Genomic DNA, 21755 nt, shown 5'->3' on the forward strand with positions numbered 1-21755 from the left:
ATGTTCCGCCGTACGTTCTGGTTCACCGCCGGCGCAGCCGCCGGCGTCTGGGCCACCGCCAAGGTCAACCGGAAGATCAAGCAGCTGACCCCCGAGAGCCTCGCGGCGCAGGCCGCCGACAAGGCGCTCGTGGCCGGTCACAAGCTCAAGGACTTCGCCCTGGACGTCCGCGAGGGCATGGCCAGGCGCGAGGCCGAACTGGGCGAGGCGCTCGGGCTCGAAGCACCCGTCGACCCCGATCTCCCCGTGCAGCGCCACTTCGCCGTCGAGGCGGCCGAGCCCGAGGCGCACCGCACGCTTCCCCCCACGTCACGCACCTACAACTCGTACAACCGGAATGAGGACCACTGATGGAGTCGGCTGAAATTCGCCGCCGCTGGCTGAGCTTCTACGAGGAGCGCGGTCACACCGTTGTCCCTTCGGCGTCGCTCATCGCGGACGACCCGACTCTGCTGCTCGTCCCGGCGGGCATGGTGCCCTTCAAGCCGTACTTCCTCGGCGAGGTCAAGCCGCCCGCCCCGCGCGTCACCAGTGTGCAGAAGTGCGTCCGTACGCCGGACATCGAAGAGGTCGGCAAGACCACCCGGCACGGCACCTTCTTCCAGATGTGCGGGAACTTCTCCTTCGGCGACTACTTCAAGGAAGGCGCCATCGAGTACGCCTGGGAGCTGCTCACCAGCTCCGTGGCGGACGGCGGCTTCGCTCTCGACCCCGAGCGTCTGTGGATCACGGTCTACCTCGACGACGACGAGGCCGAGCAGATCTGGCGCGACAAGATCGGTGTCCCGGCCGAGCGCATCCAGCGCCTGGGCAAGAAGGACAACTTCTGGTCCATGGGCGTCCCCGGCCCCTGCGGCCCGTGTTCCGAGATCAACTACGACCGCGGCCCCGAGTTCGGCGTCGAGGGCGGCCCGGCCGTCAACGACGAGCGGTACGTGGAGATCTGGAACCTGGTCTTCATGCAGTACGAGCGCGGCGCCGGCGACGGCAAGGACGACTTCCCGATCCTCGGCGACCTGCCGTCCAAGAACATCGACACCGGCCTCGGCCTCGAACGCCTCGCGATGATCCTGCAGGGCGTGCAGAACATGTACGAGACCGACACCCTGCGCGTCGTCATGGACAAGGCCACCGGACTCACCGGGGTCCGCTACGGCGCCGCAGCCGGCACGGACGTCTCGCTGCGCGTGGTGGCCGACCACATCCGTACCTCCGTCATGCTCATCGGCGACGGCGTCACCCCCGGCAACGAGGGCCGCGGTTACGTGCTGCGCCGCATCATGCGCCGGGCGATCCGCAACATGCGCCTGATGGGCGCCACCGGATCCGTCGTCAGCGAACTGGTCGACGTCGTGATCAACACGATGGGGCTGCAGTACCCCGAGCTGATCACCGACCGCAAGCGCATCGAGACCGTCGCGCTCGCCGAGGAGGCCGCCTTCCTCAAGGCCCTCAAGGGCGGCACCAACATCCTGGAGACCGCCGTCACCGAGACCAGGGCCGCCGGCGGCCGGGTCCTCGCCGGTGACAAGGCGTTCCTGCTCCACGACACCTGGGGCTTCCCGATCGACCTCACCCTGGAGATGGCCGCCGAACAGGGCCTCTCCGTGGACGAGGACGGCTTCCGCCGCCTCATGCAGGAGCAGCGGGACAAGGCCAAGGCCGACGCCAGGGCCAAGAAGACCGGTCACGCCGACCTGTCCGCCTACCGCGAGGTCGCCGACCACTCCGGCGTCACCGAGTTCACCGGGTACACCTCCACCGAGGGCGAGTCGACCGTCGTCGGTCTCCTCGTGGACGGCGTCTCCTCGCCCGCGGCCTCCGAGGGCGACGAGGTCGAGGTCGTCCTGGACCGCACCCCGTTCTACGCAGAGGGCGGCGGCCAGCTCGCCGACCAGGGCCGCATCCGGCTCCACAACGGTGCCGTCATCCAGGTGCGCGACGTCCAGCAGCCGGTCCCCGGTGTCTCCGTCCACAAGGGCTCGGTCCAGGTCGGCGAGGTGACGGTCGGCGCCTCGGCCCTCGCCACCATCGACAACACCCGCCGCCGCGCGATCGCCCGCGCCCACAGCGCCACCCACCTCACGCACCAGGCGCTGCGTGACGCGCTCGGCCCGACGGCCGCCCAGGCCGGTTCGGAGAACTCCCCGGGCCGCTTCCGCTTCGACTTCGGTTCGCCCGCCGCCGTGCCCGGCACGGTCCTCGTCGACGTCGAGCAGAAGATCAACGAGGTCCTCTCGCGGGAGCTCGACGTACAGGCCGAGGTCATGTCGATCGACGAGGCCAAGAAGCAGGGCGCCATCGCCGAGTTCGGCGAGAAGTACGGCGAGCGGGTCCGCGTAGTCACCATCGGCGACTTCTCCAAGGAGCTGTGCGGCGGCACGCACGTCGGCAACACCGCCCAGCTCGGCCTGGTGAAGCTGCTCGGCGAGTCGTCCATCGGCTCCGGAGTGCGCCGCATCGAGGCCCTCGTCGGCGTCGACGCGTACAACTTCCTCGCCAAGGAGCACACGGTCGTCGCCCAGCTCCAGGAGCTGGTCAAGGGCCGCTCCGAGGAGCTCCCGGAGAAGATCGCCGCCATGCTCGGCAAGCTGAAGGACGCCGAGAAGGAGATCGAGAAGTTCCGCGCGGAGAAGGTCCTGGCGGCCGCCGCAGGCCTGGTCGACTCCGCCAAGGACGTACGGGGCGTCGCCCTGGTCACCGGCCAGGTGCCGGACGGCACCTCCGCCGACGACCTGCGCAAGCTCGTCCTCGACGTCCGCGGGCGCATCCAGGGCGGCCGGCCGGCCGTCGTGGCCCTGTTCACCACGGCCAACGGCCGCCCGCTGACCGTCATCGCCACCAACGAGGCCGCCCGTGAGCGCGGCCTCAAGGCCGGTGACCTGGTCCGTACCGCCGCCAAGACGCTCGGTGGCGGGGGCGGCGGCAAGCCGGACGTCGCCCAGGGCGGCGGCACCGACCCGGACGCCATCGGTGAGGCCGTCGCCGCTGTCGAACGCCTCGTCACCGAGACGGCGTGACGCCGGACATGACGATGCGCCGCGGTCGCCGCCTGGCGATCGACGTCGGGGACGCCCGGATCGGGGTCGCCTCGTGCGACCCCGACGGGATCCTGGCCACGCCGGTGGAGACCGTGCCGGGACGCGATGTCCCGGCCGCCCACCGGCGGCTCGGGCAGATCGTCCAGGAGTACGAGCCGATCGAGGTCATCGTCGGTCTGCCCAGGTCCCTGGGCGGCGGTGAGGGACCGGCCGCGGCCAAGGTCCGCGCCTTCACCGATGTGCTCGCCCGCGCGGTTGCACCCATTCCGGTGCGATTGGTGGACGAGAGGATGACCACAGTGACGGCCAGTCAGGGGCTGCGCGCATCGGGCGTGAAGTCCAAAAAAGGCCGATCCGTCATCGACCAGGCTGCCGCTGTGGTGATCCTCCAGAACGCTCTGGAGTCCGAACGGGCTTCGGGCAAGCCACCCGGCGAGGGCGTCGAAGTGGTTGTCTGATCGCGATACGGTAACGTTCCGCGCGATGCGGCGGTGTTCGAACAAACACCGCACAGCAAAGAGACGGAACGTCGTCTCGCGGCTCAAGGGGATCGATGACTGAGTATGGCCGGGGCCCCGGCTCCGAACCGTGGCATCCCGAGGATCCCCTTTACGGGGACCAGGGATGGGGAGGCGGGCAGCAGCCTGCTCCCGGCCAGAACCAGTACGGCAGCCAGCAGCAGCCCTACCCGCAGGACCCGTACGCCCAGCAGCAGCCGCAGGACCCGTACGCGCAGCAACAGCAGGACCCCTACGCGCAGCAACAGCAGGACCCCTACGCGCAGCAACAGCAGGATCCGTACGCCCAGCAGCCGCAGTACCAGCAGCAGCCCCCCTACGGCGCCCAGCAGGACCCGTACGCCCAGCAGCCTCCCTACAACGGCGGCTGGGACACCGGTCAGCAGCCCGCCGGGATGCCGTACGAGGGCCAGCCCGCCGATCCGTACGGCTACGGCGAGACGAACGACTACTACGGCACCCCTGAGGCCTACCCGCCGCCGCAGCCCCCGGGCCGCCGCGAGGCCGAACCCGCACCGGCTCCGGCGCAGAACCCGGACTGGGACCCCGAGGTCCAGCCGGAGGAGACGCACCCCTTCTTCACCGGCGCGGACGACGGCGGCGACGCCAAGGATGACGACTACGACGACGACCCCCGCGAGTCCCGCCGCGGTGACGGCGGGGGCGAGCGGCGCGGCAAGGGCAAGAAGAAGAAGGGCCGCAGCGGCTGCGCCTGCCTGGTGGTCTCCCTCGTCCTGGCCGGCGGCCTCGGCGGAGTGGGCTACTTCGGTTACTCGTTCTACAAGGACAAGTTCGGTTCGGCCCCCGACTATTCGGGCAGCGGCTCGGGTTCGGTCGAGGTGGAGATCCCGAAGGGTTCGTACGGGTACGACATCGGCAACATCCTGAAGAAGCTGGGTGTGGTCAAGAGCGTCGACGCGTTCGTCTCCGCGCAGAACGAGAACCCCAAGGGGAAGTCGATCCAGGCCGGGGTCTATCTCCTCCACGAGGAGATGTCGGCGGCCGAGGCCGTGAAGATGATGGTCGACCCGAAGAGCCAGAACCTTCTGGTGATTCCTGAGGGAACGCGCAATGCCGCCGTCTACGCGATGGTCGACAGCAAGCTGGACCTCAAAAAAGGCACGACCGCGGGCATCGCCAAGTCCAAGAAGTCCGAACTGGGACTGCCCGGCTGGGCGGGCAAGAGCAAGGACATCAAGGACCCGCTGGAAGGATTCCTCTACCCGGCCGCATATCCGGTCACCAAGGCGACCGAGCCGGAGGCGATTCTCAAGAAGATGGTCTCGCGGTCCAATGAGGAGTACGAAGACCTCGACCTCGAAGCAACCGCCAAGAAGTACAAGCTGGATGGCCCGTGGCAGGTTCTCACCGTGGCCAGTCTGGTCCAGGCGGAGGGCCTCACGCATGACGACTTCCGTAAGATGGCCGAGGTCGTCTACAACCGCCTGAAGCCGGACAACACGGCCACGAATCGGTTGCTCGAATTCGACTCGGCATTCAATTACCTCACCAAGCAGAGCAATATCAAGATCAACCTCGATAAGATCCGGAGCAACCCGGATCCCTACAACACCTATTACCATCCCGGCCTTCCGCCCGGCCCCATCAGTAATCCCGGCGACGAAGCTCTGCGTGCCACGCTCAGTCCCACTGCCGGCGGGTGGATGTTCTTCATCTCGCTCGACGGCAAGAAGACCGAGTTCACCAAGACGGCTGCGGAGCATGCGAAACTCACGGCGAAATTCAATGAACTCCATGACATCGGCTGACGCGCGCCATCGTGCAGCCGTCCTCGGCTCGCCCATCGCCCATTCGCTCTCCCCGGTCCTGCACCGGGCCGCGTACGCCGAACTCGGCCTCGACGACTGGTCGTACGACCGGTTCGACGTGGACGAGGCGGCGCTCCCCGGCTTTGTCCGGGGCCTGGATTCCTCCTGGGCGGGGCTCTCCCTCACCATGCCGCTGAAGCGGGCGATCATCCCGCTGCTGGACTCGGTCAGCGAGACCGCGGCCTCCGTGGAGGCCGTGAACACGGTCGTCTTCACCGAGGACGGCGGGCGGGCCGGTGACAACACCGATATCCCCGGCATGATCGCCGCCCTGCGCGAGCGCGGCGTCGAGAAGACCGAGTCCGCCGCGGTCCTCGGCGCCGGAGCCACCGCCTCGTCCGCGGTCGCCGCGCTTGCGCAGATCTGTACGGGGCCGGTCACGGCCTACGTCCGCAGCCGCGAGCGCGGTGACGAGATGCGCGGCTGGGGCGAGCGGCTCGGGGTCGATGTGCGGATCGCCGACTGGGCCGAGGCCGAACAGGCCCTGCGCGCCCCGCTGGTCATCGCGACCACGCCGGCCGGTGCCACGGACGGGCTGATGGACGCCGTCCCGGAGCATCCCGGCACGCTCTTCGATGTGCTGTACGAGCCCTGGCCCACCGGACTCGCATCCTCCTGGGCGGCCCGCAACGGCGCAATCATCGGAGGTCTTGACCTCCTGGTGCACCAGGCCGTCCTCCAGGTCGAGCAGATGACGGGCCGCTCACCCGCGCCGCTGGCCGCCATGCGGCAGGCCGGCGAACAGGCGCTGGCCGCCCGCTGACCGCACATCCGGCCCGCCCGCTCCGTCCGTCTGCTGGACCGGCGGCGGGCCGAGGGCCCCGGTCGTGGGAGGATCGAGGGCGGCGGGCCAGGGCCGCGCACCCGGTCGCGCCGTTGCAGTTACAGGCGCGAGCATGAGGAGCACCGTTGAGCAGGTTGCGCTGGCTGACCGCCGGAGAGTCGCACGGCCCCGCACTGGTGGCGACGCTGGAGGGTCTTCCCGCCGGTATCCCCGTCACCACGGAGATGGTGGCGGACGCGCTCGCCAGGCGACGGCTCGGTTACGGGCGCGGCGCCCGGATGAAGTTCGAGAAGGACGAGGTCACCTTCCTCGGCGGGGTCCGGCACGGCCTGACCATGGGTTCGCCCGTCGCCGTGATGGTGGGCAACACCGAGTGGCCCAAGTGGGAGCAGGTCATGTCGGCCGACCCGGTCGACCCCGACGTACTGGCCGCCCAGGCCCGTAACGCCCCGCTGACCCGCCCCCGGCCAGGCCACGCCGACCTCGCCGGTATGCAGAAGTACGGCTTCGACGAGGCCCGGCCGATCCTGGAGCGCGCCAGCGCCCGGGAGACCGCGGCGCGCGTCGCCCTCGGCGCCGTCGCCCGGTCCTACCTCAAGGAGACCGCCGGCATCGAGATCGTCAGCCACGTCGTGGAACTGGCGGCGGCCAAGGCGCCGTACGGGGTCTACCCGGTCCCGGCCGACGTCGAGAAGCTCGACGCCGACCCGGTGCGCTGCCTCGACGCCACCGCGAGCAAGCAGATGGTCGCCGAGATCGACCAGGCCCACAAGGACGGCGACACGCTCGGCGGTGTGGTCGAGGTGCTGGCGTACGGAGTGCCGGTCGGCCTCGGTTCGCACGTGCACTGGGACCGACGCCTCGACGCCCGCCTCGCCGCCGCGCTCATGGGTATCCAGGCCATCAAGGGCGTCGAGGTCGGCGACGGCTTCGACCTCGCCCGGGTCCCCGGATCGCAGGCGCACGACGAGATCCTCGTGACCGACGACGGCATCAGGCGCGCTTCCGGCCGCGCCGGTGGCACCGAAGGCGGCCTGACCACCGGTGAGCTGCTGCGCGTCCGCGCAGCGATGAAGCCGATCGCGACCGTGCCGCGCGCACTGGCCACGGTCGACGTGGTGACCGGTGAACCGGCCAAGGCACACCATCAGCGCTCCGATGTCTGCGCCGTTCCCGCCGCCGGCATCGTCGCCGAGGCGATGGTCGCGCTGGTCCTCGCCGACGCGGTCGCGGAGAAGTTCGGCGGCGACAGCGTCGCCGAGACCCACCGCAACGTCCAGTCGTACCTCGACAACCTCCAGATCCGATGAGCGGTCCGCTGATCGTCCTGGTCGGGCCGATGGGCGTCGGCAAGTCCACGGTCGGCGAGCTGCTCGCCGACCGGCTGGGCACCGGCTACCGCGACACCGACGCCGATGTCGTCGCCACGGCGGGCAAGCCCATCTCGGAGATCTTCTACGACGAGGGCGAGGACCACTTCCGCGCACTGGAGCGGGCGGCCGTCCGGGCCGCGGTCGCCGAGCACGGGGGAGTCCTCTCGCTCGGCGGCGGCGCCGTCCTCGACGAGGCGACGCGCGCTCTGCTCGCGGATCACGCCGTCGTCTACCTCTCGATGGACGTCGACGAGGCGGTGAAGCGGGTCGGGCTGAACACCGCGCGCCCGCTGCTCGCCGTGAACCCGCGCCGGCAGTGGCGTGAGCTCATGGAGGCCCGCCGCCACCTCTACACGGAGGTGGCCCGCGCAGTCGTCGCGACCGACGAGCGCACACCGGAAGAGGTCGCCCAGGCGGTCCTCGACGCACTGGAACTGCCGGACGCGCCGTCCGGCCGGGAGAAGCGAACGATGACCGACCAGCCACCCACCCGTATCCAGATCGCCGGCAGTGCGGGCACCGACCCGTACGAGGTACTGATCGGCCGGCAACTCCTCGGCGAGCTGCCCACGCTCATCGGCGACCGCGCCCAGCGCGTCGCGGTCCTGCACCCCGAGGCGCTCGCCGAGACGGGTGAGACGGTCCGTCAGGATCTCGCGGACCATGGCTACGAGGCCATCGCGATCCAGCTGCCCAACGCCGAGGAGGCCAAGACCGTCGAGGTCGCCGCCTACTGCTGGAAGGCGCTCGGTCAGACCGGCTTCACCCGCACCGATGTCATCGTCGGCATCGGCGGCGGCGCCACCACGGACGTCGCCGGCTTCGTCGCCGCCTCCTGGCTGCGCGGAGTGCGCTGGATCGCCGTACCCACGACCGTGCTCGGCATGGTCGACGCGGCCGTCGGCGGCAAGACCGGCATCAACACCGCCGAGGGCAAGAACCTCGTCGGCGCCTTCCACCCCCCGGCCGGGGTGCTCTGCGACCTGGCCGCGCTGGACTCGCTGCCGGTCAACGACTACGTCTCCGGCATGGCCGAGATCATCAAGGCCGGCTTCATCGCCGACCCGGTGATCCTCGACCTCGTCGAGGCGGACCCGCAGGGCGCGCGCACACCGGCCGGACCGCACACCTCCGAGCTGATCGAGCGGGCCATCCGGGTCAAGGCCGAGGTCGTCTCCAGCGACCTCAAGGAATCCGGGCTCCGCGAGATCCTCAACTACGGACACACACTGGCCCACGCGATCGAGAAGAACGAGCGCTACAAGTGGCGCCACGGCGCCGCCGTCTCGGTCGGCATGGTCTTCGCCGCCGAACTGGGCCGCCTCGCCGGACGCCTGGACGACGCCACCGCCGACCGGCACCGCGCCGTCCTGGAGTCCGTCGGACTGCCGCTCACCTACCGTGGCGACCAGTGGCCCAAGCTGCTGGAGAACATGAAGGTCGACAAGAAGTCGCGCGGCAACCTGCTGCGCTTCATCGTCCTGGACGGCCTCGGCAAGCCCACCGTCCTGGAGGGCCCCGACCCGGCCGTGCTGCTCGCCGCCTACGGAGAGGTGTCGGCGTGACCCGCCGGGTGTTCGTCCTCAACGGACCCAACCTCGGCCGGCTCGGCTCCCGTGAGCCCGACGTCTACGGCGCCACGTCGTACGCCGGGCTCGTCGACACCTGCCGCACCCTCGGCAAGGAGCTGGGCTTCGACGTCGACGTCCGGGAGACCAACGACGAGGGGGAGCTGATCCGCTGGCTCCACGAAGCCGCGGACGGTTCAATTCCGGTCGTTCTCAACCCCGGTGCCTTCACGCACTATTCGTACGGGATGCGCGACGCGGCCGCCCAGCGCACCGCTCCGCTGATCGAGGTGCACATCTCGAACCCGTACGCACGGGAGGAATTCCGTCATCACTCCGTGGTCGCACCGGTCGCCACCGGGACCGTAGCCGGATTCGGCATCGGCTCCTACCGGCTCGCCCTGCGCGCGCTCGCGGACGAACTGTCGGACTGACGTACGCCCGCACCGGAAGGCCGACTTGGCCGACGGGGCACTGTGGACCCTCCCCGGCCGTTCCCTCCGTAGCGGCCGGGGAAGGTACGGTTGCCGTTCCACCAGCGCCAGTTGCCTGTACGAGACGGAGTGCCACCGGATGCAGCACGCAGTGGGGGCCCCGCTGCCGCCGCCCCAGGGACCCGGAAACGGACCCGTCGGCTGGTCGCACCAGGCCCAGCACCCCGGTCACCCGGGCCCGCCCGCTCAGCCCCCGGCCGGCCCGCCCGCCCAGCCCCGGGCCGGTCACCCGGGCCCGCCGCCCCCGGTGCCGCCGCCCCCGGTGCCGCCGGCCCCGCAGGGGCCGGGCTGGACCGGACCCGCGCCGCACCAGGCCCCCGCCCCGGTCTCCAGGGAGACCACCGGGCACATCCAGCTGCCGCCCGGCGGGCCCGTACCGCTGCCCGCGGCGCCCGCCGGGCCCGGCACCGGCACCGCGACCCTCGCCGTGCTCCTGATCGGCCCGGCAGGCGCAGGGAAGACCACCGTGGCCAAGCTCTGGGCCGCCCGCCGCAGGGTCCCCACCGCCCACGTCAGCCTCGACGACGTCCGCGAGTGGGTCTGCTCCGGCTTCGCCGACCCGCAGGCGGGGTGGAACGACCAGTCGGAGGCCCAGTACCGCCTGGCCCGCCGCACCTGCGGCTTCGCGGCCCGCAATTTCCTGGCCAACGGCATCTCCTGCATCCTCGACGACGCGGTCTTCCCGGACCGGCCCGTCGTCGGCCTCGGCGGCTGGAAACGCCACGTCGGCCCCGGACTGCTCCCCGTCGTCCTGCTGCCGGGCCTGGAGATCGTCCTGGAGCGCAACGCCGCCCGGAGCGGCAACCGCCGTCTCTCCGACGAGGAGGTCGCCCGGATCCACGGGCGGATGGCCGGCTGGTACGGCTCCGGGCTGCCGATCATCGACAACTCCACGTACGACGTGGAGACCACAGCCCGCGTCCTGGACGACATACTCGCCCGCTCCCTCGCGAGCCCCCCGGCCTGGTGAGCCGGCGGCCCGTCCGCCGAGGGCAGGGCGTACCCCCGGTCGGGTGCGCTGACCGCGCGGGCCCGCGCCCACGCTCGTACGCTCGATGCATGTCAGAGGTGTACGCCGTCCGCCGCGGGCTGCTCCGCGACCGGTGCGCCGCCGTCGGATCCGCGGCCGCCCTGGTCTCCCGCCCCGCCAATGTCCGCTACCTGGCGGGCGGAGCGCCCCCGGGTGCCGTGCTGCTGCTCGGCCCCGACGAGGACGTCCTGCTCTGCCCGCGCCCTCCGACCGGTGATCCGGCCGACGGGCGCACCGACGAACAGCTCCGGGTGGACCTGCTGCCGGTGACCGGCGGTGATCCCGTCGTGGCCGCCGCGGATCTGGCCACCGCAGGCGGGGCGGAGTCCCTGGCCGTGGAGGAACACGATCTGACGGTCGCCAGGCACCGGGCCATGGCCTCGGTCGCCCCGAAGCTCAGGCTGGCCGATCTCGGCGCGACCGTCGAGCAGCTGCGCATCGTGAAGGACGAGGAGGAGATCGGCTGTCTGCGGATCGCCGCCGAGATCACCGACCAGGCGCTGGGTGAACTCCTCGAATCGATCCTGGTCGGCCGCACGGAGCGGCATCTCGCGCTCGAACTGGAACGCAGACTGGTCGACCACGGGGCCGACGGCCCCGCCTTCGCGACCTCCGTCGCCACCGGCCCCAACTCCGGCCGGGGCCGCCACCGGCCCTCGGACCGACGGGTGGAGGAAGGAGATTTTCTCTCCGTCTGCCTCGGCGCCAACTACCGCGGATACCGGTGCGAGATCGGCCGCACCTTCGTCATCGGCACGGCTCCTGCCGACTGGCAGATCGAGCTCTACGACCTGGTTTTCGCCGCTCAGCGGGCCGGACGCGAGGCTCTCGTGCCCGGCGCCGCCTACCGTGACGTGGACCGTGCGGCCCGCCATGTACTGGACTCCGCGGGGCACGGTGAGGGCCTCGCACCCTGGACCGGGCACGGGGTGGGGCTCGAAATCGACGAGGACCCGCAGCTGGCACCCGCTGCCATGGGTAAACTGGACGCTTGTGTGCCGGTCACCGTCGAACCGGGGGTCCACCTCCCGGGCCGGGGCGGAGTCCGGATCGATGACACGCTCGTCGTGCGCCCCGAGGCGGACGGCGGACCCGAGCTACTCACCATTACGACCAAGGAGCTGCTCGCGCTCTAGCGCGCATCCTTGGCCGTTCCACCAGCTTCAGTCCAGGAGATTCCGCAACCGTGGCTTCCACGAACGACCTCAAGAACGGCCTGGTGCTCAAGCTCGACGGAGGCCAGCTCTGGTCCGTCGTCGAGTTCCAGCACGTCAAGCCCGGCAAGGGCCCGGCCTTCGTGCGCACCAAGCTCAAGAACGTGCTCTCCGGCAAGGTCGTCGACAAGACGTTCAACGCCGGCGTGAAGGTCGAGACGGCCACCATTGACCGGCGTGACATGCAGTTCTCGTACATGGACGGCGAGTACTTCGTCTTCATGGACATGGACACGTACGACCAGCTGATGGTCGACCGCAAGTCCGTCGGCGACGCCGCCAACTTCCTGATCGAGGGCTTCACCGCCTCCGTCGCCCAGCACGAGGGCGAGGTGCTCTACGTCGAGCTGCCGGCCGCCGTCGAGCTGACCATCCAGCACACGGACCCGGGCGTCCAGGGCGACCGGTCCACCGGTGGCACCAAGCCCGCCACGCTGGAGACCGGCTACGAGATCGGCGTCCCGCTCTTCATCACCACCGGTGAGAAGATCAAGGTCGACACCCGCTCGGGCGATTACCTCGGCCGGGTGAACAGCTAACCGTGGCTGCCCGGAATACGGCCCGCAAGCGAGCCTTCCAGATCCTCTTCGAGGCCGACCAGCGCGGTGAGTCCGTGCAGACGGTCCTCGCGGACTGGGTCCGGCACTCGCGGTCCGACACCCGTCAGCCGCCGGTCACCGAGTACACGATGGAGCTCGTCGAGGGGTACGCGCAGTACGCGGACCGCATCGACGACCTCATCGTCACCTACGCCGTGGACTGGGAGATCGACCGCATGCCGGTCGTCGACCGGAACATCCTGCGGCTCGGTGCGTACGAGCTGATCTGGGTGGACGCGACACCCGACGCGGTGGTGATCGACGAGGCGGTCCAGATCGCCAAGGAGTTCTCCACCGATGACTCCCCGTCCTTCGTGAACGGCCTGCTGGCCCGTTTCAAGGACCTCAAGCCGAACCTTCGCCGGGAGCAGTAGCCCCCGGCGGCGTTCTGCCGACGAAGGGCCCACGGTCGCGAGACCGTGGGCCCTTCGGCTTGTCCGGGAGCCGACCTCGTGCGGACTGCCCGGAAAACGGAAACGCCGGGTCCGGCGGGGCGCCCGGGAAGGGCCCCGCCGACCCGGCGGTACGTTTCTTCTGGGGTGGTCAGCCCTCGTCGTGAGCGACCGCGCGGCGCGCGTCCGCGTCGAGGACGCCCCAGCTGATCAGCTGCTCCGTGAGCACGGACGGCGACTGGTCGTAGATCACGGCCAGCGTGCGCAGGTCGTCCTGGCGGATCGAGAGCACCTTGCCGTTGTAGTCGCCGCGCTGGCTCTGGATCGTCGCCGCGTAGCGCTGCAGGGGTCCGGCCTTCTCCGGCGGGACGTGGGCGAGGCGCTCAAGCTGGAGAACGAGCTTCGGCGGCGGCTCGGCAGCCCCGCCGGGGGTCGTGCCGGGCAGGAGCTCCTGCACCGGAACACCGTAGAAGTCCGCCAGCTCGGCAAGGCGCTGGACGGTGACGGCGCGGTCGCCGCGCTCGTACGAGCCGACCACGACGGCCTTCCAGCGGCCCTGCGACTTCTCCTCCACGCCGTGGAGGGAGAGGCCCTGCTGGGTGCGGATGGCGCGGAGCTTGGCCCCGAGCTGTTTTGCGTATTCGCTGGACATATGGCTCCCCGGACGCTGGAACATTGTGCGGCTCCGCCGCGTGGCTGGTAACTCACTGTGAGGTTACGCAGCGTTACTTGGGTGCGTCAAGCTGAATGGTCCGGACCGGTACCTCCCGGGGGTGGGGGCAAGGCCCTGCTCAGGCCCTGGTAACGTGAATGACGTAATTTCGACGTCCTTTAAGATCCGTCCAGTGAGGCGGAGAAGGAGGTCCGTTTCTTATGGACGCACAGCACGACGCCACCGGCAATGCGGCACGCCCCGTTCTCGAGGCTCCCGACATCGCCCGAGTACTGACCCGCATCGCCCACGAGATCGTCGAACGCGCCAAGGGTGCCGACGACGTGGTGCTCCTCGGCATCCCGACCCGGGGCGTCTTCCTCGCCCGCCGGCTCGCCGACAAGCTCGAAGAGATCACCGGCCGGAAAATGCCGGTCGGATCGCTCGACATCACCATGTACCGGGACGACCTGCGGATGCGCCCCGCGCGCGCCCTGGCCCGCACCGAGATCCCCGGCGAGGGCATCGAGGGCCGCCTGGTCGTCCTCGTCGACGACGTACTCTTCTCCGGCCGCACGATCCGCGCCGCTCTCGACGCGCTCGGCGACATCGGCCGGCCCCGCGCGGTACAGCTCGCGGTCCTCGTCGACCGCGGACACCGCGAACTCCCGATCCGTGCCGACTACGTCGGCAAGAACCTCCCCACGTCGCTGCGGGAGACGGTCAAGGTCCAGCTCGCCGAGGAGGACGGCCGTGACGCCGTGCTGCTCGGGGTCGAGCAGGCCGCCCCGGCGGTCGAGCAGTAGCTGCCATTTCCGTACGGCCCACTGCCGTACGGCGGCTTCCGCACGCCCGCATGCCTGAACCCTCCAGCCACCCGGAGAACACCCAGATGAAGCGCCACCTCATCTCGGCCGCCGACCTCACCCGCGACGACGCCGTCCTGATCCTCGACACCGCCGAGGAGATGGCCAGGGTCGCGGACCGGCCGATCAAGAAGCTTCCGACCCTGCGCGGCCGTACCGTCGTCAATCTCTTCTTCGAGGACTCGACGCGTACCCGCATCTCCTTCGAGGCAGCCGCCAAGCGCCTGTCCGCCGACGTCATCAACTTCTCCGCCAAGGGCTCCTCGGTCTCCAAGGGTGAGTCGCTCAAGGACACCGCCCTGACCCTGGAGGCGATGGGCGCCGACGCCGTCGTCATCCGGCACGGCGCCTCCGGCGCCCCGTACCGTCTGGCCACCTCCGGCTGGATCGACGGCGCGGTCGTCAACGCAGGGGACGGCACGCACGAGCACCCCACCCAGGCACTCCTGGACGCCTTCACCATGCGCCGCAGGCTGGTCGGGGCCGACACCGGACTCGGCAAGGACCTCGACGGCCGCCGGATCACGATCGTCGGCGACATCCTCCACAGTCGCGTCGCCCGCTCCAACGTCCACCTGCTGACCACCCTCGGCGCCCACGTCACCCTGGTGGCCCCGCCCACCCTGGTCCCCGTCGGCGTCGAGCAGTGGCCCTGCGACATCAGCTACAGCCTCGACGAGGTGCTGCCGAAGTCGGACGCTGTGATGATGCTTCGTGTGCAGCGTGAGCGGATGAACGCCGCCTACTTCCCGACCGAGCGCGAGTACTCCCGGCGCTACGGCCTGGACGGCGAGCGGATGGCGAAGATGCCCGAGCACGCCATCGTCATGCACCCCGGCCCGATGGTCCGCGGCATGGAGATCACCGCCGAGGTGGCCGACTCCGACCGCTGCACCGTCGTCGAGCAGGTAGCCAACGGCGTCTCGATCCGCATGGCCGTGCTCTACCTGCTGCTCGGCGGTTCCGAGCCCGCCGCCGCACCTGCTGCCCCCGCCCGTACCGAGGAGAACAAGTAACCATGAGCAAGATCCTTATCCGCGGCGCGAAGGTCCTCGGCGGCGACCCCCAGGACGTCCTCATCGACGGCGAGACCATCGCGGCGGTCGGCACCGGGCTCGACGCCGGCGACGCCACCGTGATCGAGGCGGCGGGCCAGATCCTGCTGCCCGGCCTGGTCGACCTCCACACCCACCTGCGCGAGCCCGGCCGCGAGGACTCCGAGACCGTCCTGACCGGCACCAAGGCCGCGGCGGTCGGCGGCTTCACCGCCGTGCACGCCATGGCCAACACCTTCCCCGTCGCCGACACCGCCGGTGTCGTCGAGCAGGTCTGGCGGCTCGGCAAGGAGTCCGGCTACTGCGACGTGCAGCCCATCGGCGCCGTCACCGTCGGCCTGGAGGGCAAGCAGCTCGCCGAACTCGGCGCCATGCACGACTCCGCCGCCGGAGTGAAGGTCTTCTCCGACGACGGCAAGTGCGTCGACGACGCGGTGATCATGCGCCGCGCCCTGGAGTACGTGAAGGCGTTCGACGGAGTCGTCGCCCAGCACGCCCAGGAGCCCCGCCTCACCGAGGGCGCCCAGATGAACGAGGGCATCGTCTCGGCCGAGCTCGGCCTCGGCGGCTGGCCCGCCGTCGCCGAGGAGTCGATCATCGCCCGCGACGTCCTGCTCGCCGCCCACGTCGACTCCCGCGTGCACATCTGCCACCTGTCGACCGCCGGCTCCGTGGAGATCGTCCGCTGGGCCAAGTCCAAGGGCTGGAACGTCACCGCCGAGGTCACCCCGCACCACCTGCTCCTCACCGACGAGCTCGTACGGTCCTACAACCCGGTCTACAAGGTGAACCCGCCGCTGCGCACCGAGGCCGACGTCCTGGCCCTGCGCGAGGCGCTGGCCGACGGCACCATCGACTGCGTCGCCACCGACCACGCCCCGCACCCGCACGAGGACAAGGACTGCGAGTGGGCCGCGGCCGCCATGGGCATGGTGGGCCTGGAGACCGCGCTCTCCGTCGTCCAGCAGACGATGGTGGACACCGGTCTGATCGACTGGGCCGGCGTCGCCGACCGCATGTCGTTCCGCCCCGCCGCCATCGGCCGTCTCGACGGACACGGCCGGCCCGTCTCGGAGGGCGAGCCCGCCAACCTCACCCTGGTCGATCCGGCATACCGTGGAGTCGTGGACCCCGCGGGCTTCGCCTCCCGCAGCCGCAACACCCCCTACGAGGGCCGCGAGCTGCCGGGCCGAGTGACCCACACCTTCCTGCGGGGCCGTGCCACGGTCGTCGACGGGAAACTCGCGTGACAACACTCACCCCCACCCACCAGCTGTACCGACTGGCCGCCGAGCAGAAGTCGGCGGAGGTCACCGACTGGTCCGCCCGCATCAGCTGGGTGATCGGACTGATCGTCCTCATCGCCTTCGTCTACTGGCTCATGCGCCAGGGATGGAAGTGGCGCGGCAGCCTCCAGTCCGGTCTCTCCGACCTCGCGACCACGCCGGACGGCTTCGCGGACGGCGAGAAACTGCTCACCCTGACCGGGCGCTACCACGCCTCGACGACGGCCGGGCAGTGGCTCGACCGCATCGTCGCCCACGGCCTCGGTACCCGCAGCCGCGTCGAGCTCACCCTCACCGAGCAGGGCCTCGACGTCGTACGGCCCGGCGCGACGGACTTCTTCGTCCCCGCCGCCGACCTGCGCGAGGCCCGGACCGACAAGGCCCTCGCGGGCAAGGTCCTGCCCGAGGGCGGACTCCTGGTCATCACCTGGGCGCTCGGCGACCAGCTGATCGACTCCGGATTCCGCTCCGACCACTCGGCCGAACACCCCGCCTGGGTCGAAGCCGTCAACCACCTCACCAGCACTACGGAAGGCACCGCACGATGACGATCTCCACCCGGGGAGCCGCCAAAGCTCCCGCCGTACTCGTCCTGGAGGACGGCCGCGCCTTCCGCGGCCGCGCCTACGGGGCTGTGGGGGAGACCTTCGGCGAGGCGGTGTTCTCCACCGGCATGACCGGCTACCAGGAGACACTGACCGACCCCTCGTACCACCGCCAGGTCGTCGTGATGACCGCCCCGCACGTCGGCAACACCGGTGTGAACGACGAGGACCCCGAGTCGAAGCAGATCTGGGTCGCCGGCTACGTCGTGCGCGACCCCGCCCGGGTGCCCTCCAACTGGCGCTCGCAGCGCTCGCTGGACGAGGAACTCGTGAGCCAGGGCGTCGTCGGCATCAGCGGCATCGACACCCGCGCCCTCACCCGCCACCTGCGCGAGCGCGGCGCGATGCGCGTCGGCATCTTCTCCGGCAACGCGATCGCCGACGAGGGCACGCTCCTCGCCCGGGTGCGCCAGGCCCCCGAGATGAACGGCGCCGACCTCTCCGCCGAGGTCGCCACCAAGGAGACGTACGTCGTCCCCGCGATCGGCACCAAGAAGTTCACCGTCGCCGCGATCGACCTCGGCATCAAGGGCATGACCCCGCACCGGATGGCCGAGCGCGGCATCGAGGTGCACGTCCTGCCCGCCACCGCCACCCTGGAGGAGGTGTACGCGGTCGAGCCCGACGGCGTCTTCTTCTCCAACGGCCCCGGCGACCCCTCCACCGCCGACCACCCGGTCTCCGTCATGCAGGGCGTCCTGGAGCGGAAGACCCCGCTCTTCGGCATCTGCTTCGGCAACCAGATCCTGGGTCGCGCGCTCGGCTTCGGCACGTACAAGCTGAAGTACGGCCACCGCGGTATCAACCAGCCCGTGCAGGACCGCTCGACCGGCAAGGTCGAGGTCACCGCGCACAACCACGGCTTCGCCGTCGACGCCCCGCTCGACAAGGTCTCCGACACCGCCTACGGGCGCGCCGAGGTCTCCCACGTCTGCCTGAACGACCAGGTCGTCGAGGGCCTCCAGCTCCTCGACCGGCCGGCCTTCAGCGTCCAGTACCACCCCGAAGCAGCCGCCGGCCCGCACGACGCCGCGTACCTCTTCGACCGCTTCGTATCCCTGATGGAGGGCCAGCGTGCCTAAGCGCTCCGATATCCAGTCCGTCCTGGTCATCGGCTCCGGTCCGATCGTCATCGGCCAGGCCGCCGAGTTCGACTACTCCGGCACCCAGGCCTGCCGCGTCCTCAAGGCCGAGGGCCTGCGCGTCATCCTGGTGAACTCCAACCCGGCGACGATCATGACCGACCCGGAGATCGCCGACGCCACGTACGTCGAGCCGATCACCCCCGAGTTCGTCGAGAAGATCATCGCCAAGGAGCGCCCCGACGCGCTGCTCCCGACCCTGGGCGGCCAGACCGCGCTCAACACCGCGATCTCCATGCACGAGAACGGTGTCCTGGAGAAGTACGGCGTCGAGCTCATCGGCGCCAACGTCGAGGCCATCAACAAGGGCGAGGACCGCGAGCTCTTCAAGGGCGTCGTCGAAGCCGTCAAGGCCAAGATCGGCTACGGCGAGTCCGCCCGCTCCGTCATCTGTCACTCGATGGACGACATCATGAAGGGCGTCGACACCCTCGGCGGCTACCCCGTCGTCGTCCGCCCCTCCTTCACGATGGGCGGCGCCGGCTCCGGCTTCGCCCACGACGAGGACGAGCTGCGCCGCATCGCCGGACAGGGGCTCACGCTCTCCCCGACCACCGAGGTGCTCCTGGAGGAGTCCATCCTCGGCTGGAAGGAGTACGAGCTGGAGCTGATGCGCGACAAGAACGACAACGTCGTGGTCGTCTGCTCCATCGAGAACTTCGACCCGATGGGCGTCCACACCGGTGACTCGATCACCGTCGCCCCGTCGATGACGCTCACCGACCGCGAGTACCAGCGGCTGCGCGACATCGGCATCGCGATCATCCGCGAGGTCGGCGTCGACACCGGCGGCTGCAACATCCAGTTCGCCATCGACCCGGTCGACGGCCGCGTCATCGTGATCGAGATGAACCCGCGCGTCTCCCGCTCCTCGGCGCTCGCCTCCAAGGCCACCGGCTTCCCGATCGCCAAGATCGCCGCCAAGCTGGCCGTCGGCTACACGCTCGACGAGATCCCCAACGACATCACCGAGAAGACGCCGGCCTCCTTCGAGCCGACCCTCGACTACGTCGTGGTCAAGGCCCCGCGCTTCGCCTTCGAGAAGTTCCCGTCCGCCGACTCCACCCTCACCACCACCATGAAGTCGGTGGGCGAGGCCATGGCGATCGGCCGGAACTTCACCGAGGCGCTGCAGAAGGCGCTGCGCTCCCTGGAGAAGAAGGGCTCGCAGTTCGCCTTCACCGGCGAGCCCGGCGACAAGGCGGAGCTGCTGGCCGAGGCGGTCCGCCCGACCGACGGCCGGATCAACACCGTCATGCAGGCGATCCGGGCCGGCGCCACCCAGGAAGAGGTCTTCGACGCCACGAAGATCGACCCCTGGTTCGTCGACCAGCTCTTCCTCATCAAGGAGATCGCCGACGAGCTGGCCGCCGCCGAAAAGCTCGTCCCCGAACTGCTGGCCGACGCCAAGCGGCACGGCTTCTCCGACGTCCAGATCGCCGAGATCCGCGGCCTGCGCGAGGACGTCGTCCGCGAGGTGCGGCACGCGCTCGGCATCCGCCCGGTCTACAAGACGGTCGACACCTGCGCCGCCGAGTTCGCCGCCAACACGCCGTACTTCTACTCCTCCTACGACGAGGAGAGCGAGGTCGCGCCCCGCACCAAGCCCGCGGTGATCATCCTCGGCTCCGGCCCCAACCGCATCGGCCAGGGCATCGAGTTCGACTACTCCTGCGTCCACGCCTCCTTCGCGCTGAGCGACGCGGGCTACGAGACCGTGATGGTCAACTGCAACCCGGAGACGGTCTCCACCGACTACGACACCTCCGACCGCCTGTACTTCGAGCCGCTGACGCTCGAGGACGTGCTGGAGATCGTGCACGCCGAGTCCCTCGCGGGCCCGATCGCGGGTGTCATCGTCCAGCTCGGCGGCCAGACCCCGCTCGGCCTGGCCCAGGCACTCAAGGACAACGGCGTGCCCGTCGTCGGCACCTCCCCGGAGGCGATCCACGCCGCCGAGGACCGCGGCGCCTTCGGCCGCGTGCTCGCCGAGGCCGGTCTCCCGGCCCCGAAGCACGGCACCGCCACCACCTTCGCCGAGGCCAAGGCCATCGCCGACGAGATCGGCTACCCCGTCCTCGTACGCCCCTCGTACGTGCTCGGCGGCCGCGGCATGGAGATCGTGTACGACGAGACCCGGCTCTCCTCGTACATCGCCGAGTCCACCGAGATCAGCCCCACCCGGCCGGTCCTGGTCGACCGCTTCCTCGACGACGCGATCGAGATCGACGTCGACGCGCTCTACGACGGCACCGAGCTCTACCTCGGCGGCGTCATGGAACACATCGAGGAAGCCGGTATCCACTCCGGGGACTCCGCCTGCGCGCTGCCCCCGATCACGCTCGGCGGCTACGACATCAAGCGGCTGCGCGCCTCCACCGAGGGCATCGCCAAGGGCGTCGGCGTACGCGGACTGATCAACATCCAGTTCGCGCTCTCCGGCGACATCCTCTACGTCCTCGAAGCCAACCCGCGCGCTTCCCGCACCGTCCCCTTCACCTCGAAGGCGACCGCGGTGCCGCTCGCGAAGGCCGCCGCCCGCATCTCCCTGGGCGCGACCGTAGCGGAGCTGCGCGAGGAGGGCCTGCTGCCCAGGCACGGCGACGGCGGCACCCTGCCGCTGGACGCGCCGATCTCCGTCAAGGAGGCCGTCATGCCGTGGTCGCGCTTCCGCGACATCCACGGCCGCGGCGTCGACACGGTGCTGGGCCCGGAGATGCGCTCCACCGGTGAGGTCATGGGCATCGACTCGGTCTTCGGCACGGCGTACGCCAAGTCGCAGGCCGGTGCGTACGGCCCGCTGCCCACCAAGGGCCGCGCCTTCATCTCGGTCGCCAACCGCGACAAGCGCTCGATGATCTTCCCCGCCCGCGAGCTGGTCGCCCACGGCTTCGAGCTGATGGCCACGTCCGGTACCGCCGAGGTGCTCAAGCGCAACGGCATCAACGCCACCATCGTGCGCAAGCAGTCCGAGGGCGAAGGCCCGAACGGCGAGAAGACGATCGTCCAGCTCATCCACGACGGCGAGGTCGACCTCATCGTCAACACGCCGTACGGAACCGGCGGCCGGCTCGACGGCTACGAGATCCGCACCGCGGCCGTCGCCCGGTCCGTCCCGTGCCTCACCACGGTCCAGGCGCTCGCCGCGGCCGTCCAGGGCATCGACGCCCTCAACCACGGAGACGTCGGCGTACGTTCCCTCCAGGAACACGCGGAGCATCTGACGGCAGCGCGCGAATAGCAGCCCAGGAGGGGGACACCGGAAACGGTGTCCCCCTCTTCGCGAGAACAGCAGTTCGTGAGATCA

General features: G+C 70.2%; 19 protein-coding genes. 18 read left to right on the forward strand and 1 reads right to left on the reverse strand.

Annotated elements, in window-relative coordinates:
• The 12 genes from OG912_RS30170 (at window position 1) to nusB (ending at window position 12824) form a co-directional block, all read left to right on the forward strand.
• Complete coding sequence (locus OG912_RS30170) at window positions 1–351, forward strand: DUF6167 family protein (RefSeq protein WP_326735106.1); 351 nt, start codon at window positions 1–3, stop codon at window positions 349–351.
• The gene (gene alaS / locus OG912_RS30175; protein ID WP_327712061.1) at window positions 351–3020 is read left to right on the forward strand and encodes an alanine--tRNA ligase; all 2670 of its coding nucleotides are present in this window, start codon (window positions 351–353) and stop codon (window positions 3018–3020) included. The genes OG912_RS30170 and alaS overlap by 1 nt, the downstream gene beginning before the upstream one ends.
• A 14-nt stretch (window positions 3021–3034) precedes the next feature.
• Window positions 3035–3499 carry a Holliday junction resolvase RuvX gene (gene ruvX, locus OG912_RS30180; RefSeq protein WP_326740521.1) on the forward strand — a complete coding sequence of 155 codons (465 nt, stop codon included), beginning with the start codon at window positions 3035–3037 and terminating at the stop codon, window positions 3497–3499.
• Window positions 3500–3594: 95 nt separating this feature from the next.
• Entirely contained in the window at window positions 3595–5328 is a 1734-nt protein-coding gene (mltG, locus tag OG912_RS30185; protein WP_327712062.1) for an endolytic transglycosylase MltG, read from the forward strand.
• On the forward strand, window positions 5315–6151 hold the full coding sequence (locus OG912_RS30190) for a shikimate dehydrogenase (RefSeq protein WP_327712063.1): 837 nt from the start codon (window positions 5315–5317) through the stop codon (window positions 6149–6151). Before mltG ends, OG912_RS30190 begins: the two co-directional genes overlap by 14 nt.
• A 146-nt stretch (window positions 6152–6297) precedes the next feature.
• Window positions 6298–7482, forward strand: a complete 1185-nt coding sequence (gene aroC / locus OG912_RS30195) for a chorismate synthase (RefSeq protein WP_327712064.1) — start codon at window positions 6298–6300, stop codon at window positions 7480–7482.
• Window positions 7479–9110, forward strand: coding sequence for a 3-dehydroquinate synthase (gene aroB, locus OG912_RS30200; RefSeq protein ID WP_327712065.1), 1632 nt, complete (start codon window positions 7479–7481; stop codon window positions 9108–9110). The genes aroC and aroB overlap by 4 nt, the downstream gene beginning before the upstream one ends.
• On the forward strand, window positions 9107–9547 hold the full coding sequence (gene aroQ, locus OG912_RS30205; protein ID WP_327712067.1) for a type II 3-dehydroquinate dehydratase: 441 nt from the start codon (window positions 9107–9109) through the stop codon (window positions 9545–9547). Before aroB ends, aroQ begins: the two co-directional genes overlap by 4 nt.
• Before the next feature lie 139 nt (window positions 9548–9686).
• Complete coding sequence (locus OG912_RS30210) at window positions 9687–10577, forward strand: Pro-rich N-terminal domain-containing protein (protein ID WP_327712068.1); 891 nt, start codon at window positions 9687–9689, stop codon at window positions 10575–10577.
• 89 nt (window positions 10578–10666) lie between these two features.
• Window positions 10667–11773, forward strand: a complete 1107-nt coding sequence (locus tag OG912_RS30215) for an aminopeptidase P family protein (RefSeq protein WP_327712069.1) — start codon at window positions 10667–10669, stop codon at window positions 11771–11773.
• Between the two features lie 50 nt (window positions 11774–11823).
• Window positions 11824–12390, forward strand: coding sequence for an elongation factor P (efp, locus tag OG912_RS30220; RefSeq protein WP_014157376.1), 567 nt, complete (start codon window positions 11824–11826; stop codon window positions 12388–12390).
• Between the two features lie 2 nt (window positions 12391–12392).
• Window positions 12393–12824, forward strand: a complete 432-nt coding sequence (gene nusB / locus OG912_RS30225; RefSeq protein ID WP_024490948.1) for a transcription antitermination factor NusB — start codon at window positions 12393–12395, stop codon at window positions 12822–12824.
• A 169-nt stretch (window positions 12825–12993) separates the two neighbouring features.
• Here the strand turns inward: nusB and bldD are convergent, their stop codons facing one another.
• Complete coding sequence (gene bldD, locus OG912_RS30230; protein WP_018103903.1) at window positions 12994–13494, reverse strand: transcriptional regulator BldD; 501 nt, start codon at window positions 13492–13494, stop codon at window positions 12994–12996.
• A gap of 221 nt (window positions 13495–13715) precedes the next feature.
• Here bldD and pyrR point away from each other — a divergent pair, with 221 nt between their 5' ends.
• The 6 genes from pyrR to carB all read left to right on the forward strand — a co-directional run bounded on the left by pyrR (window position 13716) and on the right by carB (window position 21689).
• Window positions 13716–14300 (forward strand): bifunctional pyr operon transcriptional regulator/uracil phosphoribosyltransferase PyrR, encoded by a 585-nt coding sequence (gene pyrR / locus OG912_RS30235; protein WP_266776531.1) that lies wholly within the window; start codon window positions 13716–13718, stop codon window positions 14298–14300.
• Between the two features lie 86 nt (window positions 14301–14386).
• On the forward strand, window positions 14387–15376 hold the full coding sequence (locus OG912_RS30240; RefSeq protein WP_326740520.1) for an aspartate carbamoyltransferase catalytic subunit: 990 nt from the start codon (window positions 14387–14389) through the stop codon (window positions 15374–15376).
• A gap of 2 nt (window positions 15377–15378) precedes the next feature.
• Complete coding sequence (locus OG912_RS30245) at window positions 15379–16665, forward strand: dihydroorotase (RefSeq protein WP_326735097.1); 1287 nt, start codon at window positions 15379–15381, stop codon at window positions 16663–16665.
• A complete protein-coding gene (locus OG912_RS30250) occupies window positions 16662–17249 on the forward strand; it encodes a PH-like domain-containing protein (RefSeq protein ID WP_326735096.1) in 588 nt (195 codons plus the stop codon). The genes OG912_RS30245 and OG912_RS30250 overlap by 4 nt, the downstream gene beginning before the upstream one ends.
• The gene (gene carA / locus OG912_RS30255; protein WP_327712070.1) at window positions 17246–18388 is read left to right on the forward strand and encodes a glutamine-hydrolyzing carbamoyl-phosphate synthase small subunit; all 1143 of its coding nucleotides are present in this window, start codon (window positions 17246–17248) and stop codon (window positions 18386–18388) included. The genes OG912_RS30250 and carA overlap by 4 nt, the downstream gene beginning before the upstream one ends.
• On the forward strand, window positions 18381–21689 hold the full coding sequence (gene carB / locus OG912_RS30260; protein WP_327712071.1) for a carbamoyl-phosphate synthase large subunit: 3309 nt from the start codon (window positions 18381–18383) through the stop codon (window positions 21687–21689). Before carA ends, carB begins: the two co-directional genes overlap by 8 nt.
• Window positions 21690–21755: the final 66 nt, after the last annotated feature.

The organism is Streptomyces sp. NBC_00464 (assembly GCF_036013915.1).
In the GTDB taxonomy this organism is placed as follows: Bacteria; Actinomycetota; Actinomycetes; order Streptomycetales; family Streptomycetaceae; genus Streptomyces.